Source organism: Streptacidiphilus pinicola (assembly GCF_003258295.1).
Lineage (GTDB): Bacteria > Actinomycetota > Actinomycetes > Streptomycetales > Streptomycetaceae > Streptacidiphilus > Streptacidiphilus pinicola.
The window spans coordinates 1-1,760 of the sequence record NZ_QKYN01000225.1 but is presented as its reverse complement, the minus strand read 5'-3'; the positions used below and the strand labels follow the sequence as shown (position 1 = coordinate 1,760).

The window sequence follows — 1,760 nt, the reverse complement described above, 5'->3', positions numbered from 1 at the left end:
GCATCCCACGACTCCAGGCCCGACGGGGGGACGGGCCTGGAGTCGTGGGATGCCCGGGTGCGGTGAGGGGGTTGCCGTGCGGGCGCCGGGGGGATTGTTCCGCCCGCACGGCCGTTCTCCCTTTCCCGCGTCCAGGCCTGAGGGCCAGGTCAGGCCTGGAGTTCCTTGCGGTCGCTGCCGCCGCTGATCTGGATCTTGCGGGGCTTGGCGGTCTCGGCGACCGGGATGGTGAGGGTCAGCACGCCGGCCTCGTAGGCGGCGGAGATGTGTTCGGTGTCGAGGGTGTCGCCGAGGAACAGCTGCCGGGAGAACACCCCCAGCGGCCGCTCGGAGACCTGGACCTCGGCCCCGTCGCCGCGCTGCGTGGGGCGGAGTTCGGCCTTCACGGTCAGCACGTTCTGCTCCACATCCAGGTCGATCGCGTCCGCGCTGATGCCGGGCAGGTCGAACTGGACGTAGAACGTGTCGCCGGCGCGCCAGGCGTCCATCGGCATCGCGGACGGTCGCGACCAGGTCCCGGTCGTGCCGAACATCTGCTGGGTGATCCGGTCCAGCTCGCGGAAGGGGTCAGTGCGCATCAACATCGTCGAGCCTCCTCGTCGAATCCAGTTGCAACATCGACGCGCTCACACATCCGTGACAGCACGTCGTCCAGGAAGTGACAATTTCTTCGTGTCGCTTGATGGACGACACTTCAGGGATGGGTTACGCGTGGTGGGTGAACAGGTGATGGGTGCCGGTGGCCTTGAGCAGCCGGGCCACCGGCGGCGGGGTGCCGCGCAGCACCGGCCTGGGGCGGCCGAGCTCGGCGGCGAGATTGCGGGCGGCGACCAGCGCGCCCACAGCCCGGCAGTCGGCGAACGTCACGCCCGACAGCTCGACCACGATCCCGGCCGGATGGCGGCGGACCGCCTCCAGCAGCCGGGCGCAGGTCCGGCGCGGTGGCCAGGTCCACCTCGCCGCGCGCGGACACGACACCCGCCACGGCCGCTCCGCGCGGGCGCATCGCGGCACGCCGCCCAGGCGGCGGGCCGGCCCTGTGTCGGCGCGGGGCCTCGGTCAGGGTGCTCACGCCGCGGCGGGGGCCGCGGCGTCCTGCCTGGGGCGCGGCTGCGCGCCCGCGGAGCCCTGCACGGTGATCCTGCGGGGCTTCGCAACCTGCTTGACCGGCACGGTCAGGGTCAGGACGCCGTCGTCCAGAGCAGCCTGAAGGCGGCCCGGGTCGAGAGTGTCGGCCAGCTCGATCCGGCGGGCGAACACCCCGTGCCGGCGCTCACTCGCCTCGACGCGGGCCCCCTGGCCCAGTTGGGCGGGGCGGCGCTCGGCCCGCACCGTCACCAGCCGGCCGGTCACCTCCACGTCGACGGCCTCAGCCGGGACACCAGGCAGGTCGAGCGCGATCACGAACCGGTCGCCCTCGCGCCAGGCATCCACCGGGATCGGCGCCGGCCAGGACACGGAGCCCGGCCGAGTCGCCCGGGCCGTCGGGTCCACCTGGCGGGTCACCGCAGTGCGCATGAACATCGTCGGACACCTCCGGTCCACAGGGCCTTCTCCTTGCGTCGCACCGGTGTCGGTGCGACGGAAACCGTTGTAGCATGTCATCCAGACGATGACAAACACGCCGTCAGCGAAAGAGTGACCAGCATGGACGTGCACGACCACACCGGCGAGGCCGGACCGGTCTCCTTCCTGGCCGCCGCCGCCGCTTTGGGCATGATGGACGCCGCCGCCCGCACCGCCCGCCACGCACCCGCCGA

Annotated in this window: 3 protein-coding genes; all 3 read right to left on the bottom strand. The window is 72.4% G+C overall.

The annotated features are described in order from the left end of the window. Positions 1-149 precede the first annotated feature (149 nt). The 3 genes from DN069_RS37895 to DN069_RS37885 all read right to left on the bottom strand — a co-directional run bounded on the left by DN069_RS37895 (position 150) and on the right by DN069_RS37885 (position 1,524). Positions 150-584: an Hsp20/alpha crystallin family protein gene (locus DN069_RS37895; RefSeq protein WP_111507795.1), complete on the bottom strand. Its 435-nt coding sequence runs from the start codon at positions 582-584 to the stop codon at positions 150-152. Between the two features lie 121 nt (positions 585-705). Further along, positions 706-978, bottom strand: a complete 273-nt coding sequence (locus DN069_RS37890; protein ID WP_165845824.1) for an STAS domain-containing protein — start codon at positions 976-978, stop codon at positions 706-708. A gap of 90 nt (positions 979-1,068) precedes the next feature. Next, a complete protein-coding gene (locus DN069_RS37885; protein WP_111507796.1) occupies positions 1,069-1,524 on the bottom strand; it encodes an Hsp20/alpha crystallin family protein in 456 nt (151 codons plus the stop codon). Positions 1,525-1,760: the final 236 nt, after the last annotated feature.

Coding starts and splice junctions, on each gene's coding strand:
- DN069_RS37895 (WP_111507795.1), bottom strand. CDS start 584: ATGTTGATGCGCACTGACCCCTTCCGCGAGCTGGACCGGATCACCCAG.
- DN069_RS37885 (WP_111507796.1), bottom strand. CDS start 1,524: ATGTTCATGCGCACTGCGGTGACCCGCCAGGTGGACCCGACGGCCCGG.